Source organism: Hydrogenophaga sp., from assembly GCF_022844385.1.
Lineage (GTDB): Bacteria > Pseudomonadota > Gammaproteobacteria > Burkholderiales > Burkholderiaceae_C > Hydrogenophaga.
In genome coordinates, this window is sequence record NZ_JALHLX010000038.1 from 20,693 (window position 1) to 28,011 (window position 7,319).

At 68.3% G+C, this 7,319-nt stretch carries 6 protein-coding genes; 2 read left to right on the forward strand and 4 right to left on the reverse strand.

The features are described 5' to 3' along the window. Positions 1-16 precede the first annotated feature (16 nt). From Q0C59_RS09185 to Q0C59_RS09200, 4 genes are read right to left on the reverse strand one after another with little or no spacing between them, the layout of a single operon-like run. Positions 17-1,678 carry a SulP family inorganic anion transporter gene (locus tag Q0C59_RS09185; RefSeq protein WP_291214338.1) on the reverse strand — a complete coding sequence of 554 codons (1,662 nt, stop codon included), beginning with the start codon at positions 1,676-1,678 and terminating at the stop codon, positions 17-19. A 25-nt stretch (positions 1,679-1,703) separates the two neighbouring features. Next, positions 1,704-3,032, reverse strand: a complete 1,329-nt coding sequence (locus tag Q0C59_RS09190; protein WP_291214340.1) for a sulfatase — start codon at positions 3,030-3,032, stop codon at positions 1,704-1,706. Positions 3,033-3,039: 7 nt separating this feature from the next. Then, the gene (locus Q0C59_RS09195; protein WP_291214342.1) at positions 3,040-4,005 is read right to left on the reverse strand and encodes a tripartite tricarboxylate transporter substrate binding protein; all 966 of its coding nucleotides are present in this window, start codon (positions 4,003-4,005) and stop codon (positions 3,040-3,042) included. Positions 4,006-4,037: 32 nt separating this feature from the next. Further along, complete coding sequence (locus Q0C59_RS09200; protein ID WP_291214344.1) at positions 4,038-5,003, reverse strand: Bug family tripartite tricarboxylate transporter substrate binding protein; 966 nt, start codon at positions 5,001-5,003, stop codon at positions 4,038-4,040. 102 nt (positions 5,004-5,105) lie between these two features. On the opposite strand from Q0C59_RS09200, the gene Q0C59_RS09205 reads away from it, so the two are divergent. Next, on the forward strand, positions 5,106-5,609 hold the full coding sequence (locus Q0C59_RS09205; protein WP_291214346.1) for a MarR family winged helix-turn-helix transcriptional regulator: 504 nt from the start codon (positions 5,106-5,108) through the stop codon (positions 5,607-5,609). 352 nt (positions 5,610-5,961) lie between these two features. Continuing rightward, the coding region (locus Q0C59_RS09210; RefSeq protein ID WP_291214348.1) for a BCCT family transporter at positions 5,962-7,319 on the forward strand (1,358 nt) is incomplete at its 3' end.

A 7,319-nucleotide genomic window follows, 5' to 3' on the forward strand; every position in this document is an offset into this window, starting at 1 on the left:
CGCGCGACCAGCGGCGTCAGTCTGCGGGCTCCGCCAGCGCCGCTGCGGCCCGCAGCCCGTCGGCTTCGGTGCGGTAGAGGTGCAGCCGCGGGCTCTCGGCCAGGTGGCCGGCGCGCTGCAACACCGCTTCCACCGGCAGTTTGATGCCCACGAGGTGCAATTCGATGCGCTGATCGTCCAGCTGCTCGCGCAGGCGACCAAAGGCTTCCACACCCGTGGCGTCGATCCAGTTGATCGGGTGTGCGATCAGCATCACATGGCGCGTGTCCGGGTGGACGGTGATGTGCTCGGCCACGGCCCGCTCGAAGCCGTTGGCGGTGGCGAAGTCGAGCGCGGCGTCCATGCGCAGCGCGTACAGGTGGGGCGCCAGTGGCGGCAGCAGCCAGAGGTGGCGGTCGCGCAGGCTGCCGTCGGGGTGCAGGCCCACTTCGATGATGCGCGGGTGCAGCCGCAGATAGAGGAAGTGCGAGAGCGCCATCAGCACGCCGGCCAGCACGCCCCAGTACAGGCGTGGCGCAGCCAGCAAGGTCACGGCAAATGTCACGCCGGCAATGCCCGCCTCGACCCGCGAGATCGACCACAGCTGCACGAAAGCGCGTGGCTTGATGAGACCCACGATGGCCACCAGCACGATGGCGGCGAGCACCGACATCGGCACATGGTGCAGCAGCGGCGTGAGCACCAGCAGCGCCAACACCACCACCCCCACCGAGAACACCGTGGCCCAGCCGGTGCGGGCGCCGGCGTAGAGGTTGAGCGCCGAGCGCGAGAACGACGAACTGGTGGGAAACGCACCGCTGAAACCCGAGGCCAGCTTGGCCAGACCCTGGCCGATCAGGTCCTGGTCCTGGTCCCAGCGCTGGCCGCGTTGACTGCTGTCCACCTTGGCGCTGGACGCCGTCTCCAGAAAACTCACCAGCGTGATCACCAGCGTGGGCAGCACCAGCTGGCCCAGCACGCTCCAGCCTGGCCAACCGGGCAGGTAGGGCATGGGCAGGCCTTGGGGCAGCGTGCCGATCACGCTGCCACCGCCTGCTTCAAAGCCCACCGCATAGCTGATGCCGGCGCTGGCCACCACCACCGCCAGCACGGTGGGAAAGCCCGGGCGCCAGCGGCGCGCGAGCATCAGCGCGGCCAGGCTGCCCAGGCCGAAGGCCAGCGAGGGCAGGTGCACCTGCGCTGGCCAGGCCAGGCTGTCCCAGGCGCCCAGGCCCAGCAAGGCGGGCAACTGCGAGGCGATGATGAGCACCGCCGCGGCCTGCGTGAAAGCCATGAGCACGGGCGAGTTCACCAGGTTGAGCAGCCAGCCGAATCGCACGAACCCCAGCACGATCTGCAGCAGTCCGCTGAGCAAGGCCAGCCACACCGCCAGCGCGATCCACTGCGCGCTGCCCGGTTCGGCCAGGCCGGTGAGCGAGGCGCTGATGAGCAGACAGGTGAGCGCGGTGGGGCCGACCGACAGGCGCACCGACGAGCTGAACAGCACCGCGATGAGGGCGGGCAGGAGCGAGGCGTAGATGCCCGTGATCAACGGCATGCCGGCCAGCGCGGCGTAGGCCACGCCTTGCGGAATCACCATCAGGCCCACCGTGAGACCGGCCATGGCCTCGCCGCGCAGCAGGGCAGCGTCGGGGCGCGGCCAGTTGAGGAAGGGCAGCAGGCGTTTCAGGCGGGACATGCACCGATCCTACTTGGGCACCGGTTCAGCGTTGGGGCATGTCCTTGACGGAAAACCCCAGGCTCACCGATGCGTCGCTGGGTATGGGTGGCACGCTTTCGTTCCAGTCCAACCATTGCGCGCGCATGCGTTCCAGCCGCCCGGGCTCGCGCGCAGCGAGGTTGGCGCGTTCGCGTTCGTCCTTGCCGATGTTGAACAGATACTCGTGCCCGTCCACCTGCAGGTACTTCCAGTCGCCCTCGCGCAGCGCGCGCTGGCCGCGGTGGTTCATGCGCCAGTAGAGCGCCCGCTCGAAGCGCTGTGCCGGCTCGCGCAGGACCTTCAGCAGGCTCACGCCGTCCAGCGGCCAGTCGGGGTCGGCCTCACCGCCACCGGCCTCCAGCAGCGTGGCCGACCAGTCCATGGTCATGCAGTGCTGGCTGCTCACCGTGCCGGCGGGAATGGCCGCCGGCCAGTGCGCGATCCATGGCACCCGGATGCCGCCTTCGGTGAGGTCCATCTTGCCGCCCACCAGCGGCCAGCTGTCGGAGAAGCGTTCACCACCGTTGTCGCTGGTGAAGACCACCAGCGTGTTCTCTTCCAGCCCTTCTTCGCGCAACGCAGCCATGAGCCTGCCGATGCCTTCGTCCATGTGGTGGATCATGCGGCGGTAGGTGTGGATGTCGCCGCCGTGCAGGTGGAACAGGTTCTTCGCCACCTCGGGCGCCACGTGTGCGTCGTCGCGGGTTTCCCAGGGCCAGTGCGGCGCGGTGTAGTGCAGGCTGAGCAGGAAGGGCTGGCCTGCCTTGGCGTCGGCGGCGCGCGCGCGCACATGGTCCACGGCGCGCTGCGAGAGCACGTCGGTGAGGTAGCCCACTTCGTGGTGCTCGTCCTCGTCGATGTAGAGGTCGTGCTCGCCGCTGGACGAGCAGTGGGTGAAGTAGTCCACGCCCCCGGCCATGATGCCGAAGAACTCGTCGTAGCCCGAACGCAGCGGCCCGAACGTGGGTGGGTAGCCCAGGTGCCATTTGCCGATGAGGGCGGTGTGGTAGCCGGTCTTCTTCAGCAGCGAGGGCAGGGTGGGCACCTCGGGCGGCAGGCCCAGGGTGGTGCTGCCCTTGCTGCGGCTGTTGATGGGTTCTTCCATCGCGCCGCGCAGCCGGTACTGGTAGCGCATGGTGATGAGCGCAAACCGCGTGGGCGAGCACACCGGCGAGTTGGCATAGCCCTGTGTGAACTTCACGCCGCCGGCGGCCAGGCGGTCGATGTTCGGCGAGACGGCACCGAAGTCCGCCGCGCGCCCGCCGTAGCAGCCGAGGTCGGCGTAGCCGAGGTCGTCGCAGACGATGTAGATGATGTTGGGGCGCTGGCTCATGCGGCGATCACTCCACCTTCATGCCGGTGGCCTTGACGATCGGGCCGTAGCGCGTGTGCAGCGCTTCGATGCGCTGGCTCGCCAGCGCACCGGTCAGGCCTTCGTAGAACAGGTCGAGGTTGGCCATGCGGGCCTGCACATCGGGCCGCTTGAGCGCGTCGATGATGTGCTTTTGCAGCGTCTGCACCACCGCGTCGGGCGTGGCGGCGGGCGCCATCACGAGGTAGAGCACCTCCTGCTCCAGGGCCTTGAGGCCGGCCTCGCCCACCGTGGGCAGCTCGGGCGCCAGCCGTGAGCGCTGGCGGCTGGTCACAGCCAGTGCAGTGATCTTGCCGGCTTGCACATGGGGCAGCATGCCGGGTGTGGCGAGCACGCCGCCGTCCACTTCACCCGAGAGCACGGCGGTCACGGCGGGCGTGTTGCCGCGGTAGGGCACGTGCGTGATCTTCGCCGGCGTGGCTTCCTTGATCACCTCGACCGCGAGGTGGCCGGGGCTGCCGCTGCCGGCCGAACTGAAGTTCAGGCCCTTGGTCTTGCCGGCTTCGATCATGCCGGCCAGTGTCTTGATGCCGGTGCCGGGGTGCACGCCCACCAGCAGGCCCGACGACGCCATCACCACCACCGGCCGGAAGTCGGCGGTCTTGAAGGTCATGTTGTTGTAGAGGTAGGGGTTGACCGTGAAGACCGTGTCGATGCCAAACAGCACCGTGTGGCCATCGGGCGCGCTCTTGGCCACGTCGGCCGCGCCGATGTTGCCGGCCGCGCCGGCCTTGTTCTCCACCACAAAGGTTTGTTTGAGGGTGTCCTGCAGCACCGCGGCCACCGAGCGGGCGAGCAGGTCCGACGGGCCGCCGGCGGGGAAGTTGTTGACGAAGCGCACAGGCTTGTTCGGAAAGCTGTCCTGTGCGGCTGCCCAGGGAGCGGTGGTGGCGGCGAACAGGGCGAGGGTCAGGTGCAGGGCGTTGGCGTTCATGGGGATCTCTGACGAGGGAAGGAAAGCAGGGGTCAGGGCTGGTAGCCCGATTTCTGGACCACGGGGGCCCACTGCGCGCGGTAGGCGGCGAGCATGCGGCTGGTTTGCGCGGGCGTGCTGGCCACCGGGCCCATGCGGGCGTCGTTGAAGCGGCGCACCATGTCCGGCTCCTCCATGATCTTGCGGATCGCCTGGCCCAGCTGCTCCACCCGTGCCGCAGGCATGCTGGCGGGCGCGAAGAAGGTGTTCCAGCCGATGGCGTCGACGTCGAGGCCGGCTTCGCGGAACGTGGGGATGGTGGGCGCATACGGCGAGCGTTTGGGGCTGGACACCGCGAGGATGCGGACCTTGCCCGCTTCGTGTTGCGGCAGCAGCGAGTCGAAGGTGTCGAAGGCCACAGGTATCTGGCCGCCCATGAGGTCGGTGACCAGCGGACCCGAGCCACGGTAGCCCACCACCTGCGCTTTCACGCCGGCCTTCTCGCCCACCATGAGGCCAAAGAAGTGCGGCAGGCTGCCGGTGGCGGGCACGCCGAAGTTGGCCTGCTCGGGGTTGGCGCGCAGCCAGGCCAGCAGGTGGTTGAGTTCACGCACCGGCACGCCCGCGCCCACGGCCACCGCAAACTCATAGGTGCTCGCCTGCGACACCGCCTGGAAATCCTTGTCGGGGTCGTAGCCGGCGTCCTTGAACACCAGTGGCGCGACCAGCATCAGCGCCGGGTTGCCCAGCAGCAGCACATTCTGGTTGGCCGGTGTGGTCTTCACTTGCTGCGCAGCAATGCGCCCACCGCCGCCGGTGCGGTTCTCCACCACCACCGTCACGCCCAGCGCCGGACCCAGCTTGTCGCCAACCAGACGGGCCACACGGTCGGAAGCGCCACCGGGGGCAAAGGGCACCACGATGCGCAGCGGGCCCTCAAAGGTCTGCGCATGGGTCGGCAAGGCTGCGGCGGCGGCGAGTGCGGCGGTGAGGGAAAGCAGCTGGCGGCGGGTGGTCATGGTGTGTCTCCTGGTGGCCCGGGTGTTTCCCGGTGCAGCTCACCATGCTATGCAGACACAATCAATTGCAGAAATCAATCATTGCGGGTGTTTTCCCTATCCATGGCCACCAACGACCGCCTCGCCGACCCGCAGCACCAGGCCGACTTGCTGCTCTACCGGCTCTACCGCATCCACGTCACCGCCGGCCGGCTGGTGGTGCACCTGTGCGAGTCGGAGTTCGGCATCACCCGGCGCGAGTGGCGCATCCTGTCTTTCCTGGCCGAGCGCGAGGGAGCGCTGTCGTCGCAACTGGCCGAGCACGCCATGCTGGACCGCGCCCGCACTTCGCGCACGCTGACCTCGCTGGCGTCGAAGAAGCTGGTGGTGCGCCAGCCCAGGCCCTCGGACCGGCGCGAGGTGCATGTGTTCCTCTCCGACGAAGGGCGGCGGCTGTACGGCGAAATCTACCCGCGTGTGGCAGCGATCAACCGCGAACTGGTCTCGGACCTGACGTCCGCCCAGCGTTCGCAGCTGGATGCGATGGTGGACGCCCTGCAGGCCCAGGCCAGCCGGATGGTGGCGGCTGCGCCCGGCACGCCGCTGCCGCAGGACGGCGGCGAGTGAGCTGACGGCCCACTTTGGGCCCCCGCGCAGCGCCGGCATTGGACCCCTGTCTTGCACGGGGATGGTTGACAATTGGACCCTTAATCGACGGCATGGCCGGCGTCCCTTCACGGCGCTGGCGGTGCCGGCCCTTGCTGACAGCCCCGCAACACACGACCCCCGGCGGTCGATGTTCCAGTCCCCCTCCCGGGGTGCTGGCGGGAGTCCCTGACACATCGGGCCACCGCCGCCGTCGCACGCTCCACCCTTCTGCTGCCCCTGCAGTGGCCACACCTTGCGTGTCCGGCCAGACAGACCGTTTCCACGTTGCGGCGTACACCGGCGCGAACACCATCACTGGAGGACATTTCCCATGCAACTCATCGTCTCGGCCGGGCTCATCCTGGCCATCGTCCTGTGGGGCGTCATCGCCCCCGACTCCCTCGGCGGGGTGTTCGACACACTGCTGGCCGTCATCACGCGCGACTTCGGCTGGCTCTACCTGTGGGTGGTGCTGGGCCTGGTGGTGCTGGCGATGGTGCTGGCCTTCAGCCGATATGGCGACCTCAAGCTCGGCGCCGATGACGACGAGCCGGAGTTCTCCATCGGGTCGTGGTTTGCCATGCTGTTTGCCGCCGGCATGGGCATCGGGCTGGTGTTCTGGGGGGTGGCCGAGCCCATCTCGCACTACGGAGCGCCGCCGCCCGGCATCGCGCCCAACACGCCCGAGGCGGCCAACGCCGCCATGCGCTACAGCTTCTTCCACTGGGGCTTGCACCCCTGGGCGGTCTACAGCATCGTGGCGCTGGCCATCGCGTTCTTCCAGTTCCGCAAGGGCGGTTCTGCGCTGGTGAGCACGGCGGTCGAGTCGTTGCCCTGGGCGCCGCTCAAGAAGCTCGGCCCGGTGGTCAACGTGCTGGCCGTGATCGCCACGGCCTTTGGTGTGGCGGCTTCGCTGGGCATGGGTGCGCTGCAGATCAACAGCGGGTTGAACTCGCTGATGGGCCTGCCGGTGGGCGAGGCCTCGCAGGTGGGCATCATCCTGGTGACCACGGTGCTGTTCCTGGCGTCGGCCATCACAGGTGTCACCAAGGGCATCAAGTGGCTCTCCAACATCAACCTCATCCTCGCCGCGCTGCTCACGCTGGCCGTGTTCGTGATGGGGCCGACCGTGGCCATCATCGACACCTTCACCAGCACGCTGGGCAGCTACGTGAGCGAGTTCGTGCGCATGAGCCTGCGCATGACACCGTTCCGTGACAGCGGCTGGATCAGCGGCTGGACTGTCTTTTACTGGGCCTGGTGGGTCAGCTGGTCGCCGTTCGTGGGCCTGTTCATCGCGCGCGTCTCGCGTGGTCGCACCATCCGCGAATTCATCCTGGGCACGGTGCTGGCGCCCACGCTGGCCGCCTTCGTGTGGTTCTCGGTGTTTGGCGGCACCGCGCTCAACCAGGAAATCATGCAGGGCCTGCCGATGGCCGAGGCCGTGGGCGCCGATGTGTCCACCGCCATGTTCGCCATGTTTGAAGCCTTGCCCATGAGCGGCCTGCTCAGCGGCGTGGCCACCATCCTGGTGCTGGTGTTCTTTGTCACTTCCGGCGACTCCGCCACCCTGGTGCTGGGCATGATGAGCACCGGCGGCCAGCCCAACCCGAGCGCCCGTGTGAAGGTGATCTGGGGCGTGCTGGTCTCGGGCATCGCCATCAGCCTGCTGCTGGCCGGTGGTGTGAA

Coding starts and splice junctions, on each gene's coding strand:
- Q0C59_RS09190 (WP_291214340.1), bottom strand. CDS start 3,032: ATGAGCCAGCGCCCCAACATCATCTACATCGTCTGCGACGACCTCGGC.
- Q0C59_RS09185 (WP_291214338.1), bottom strand. CDS start 1,678: ATGTCCCGCCTGAAACGCCTGCTGCCCTTCCTCAACTGGCCGCGCCCC.
- Q0C59_RS09205 (WP_291214346.1), top strand. CDS start 5,106: ATGGCCACCAACGACCGCCTCGCCGACCCGCAGCACCAGGCCGACTTG.
- Q0C59_RS09195 (WP_291214342.1), bottom strand. CDS start 4,005: ATGAACGCCAACGCCCTGCACCTGACCCTCGCCCTGTTCGCCGCCACC.
- Q0C59_RS09200 (WP_291214344.1), bottom strand. CDS start 5,003: ATGACCACCCGCCGCCAGCTGCTTTCCCTCACCGCCGCACTCGCCGCC.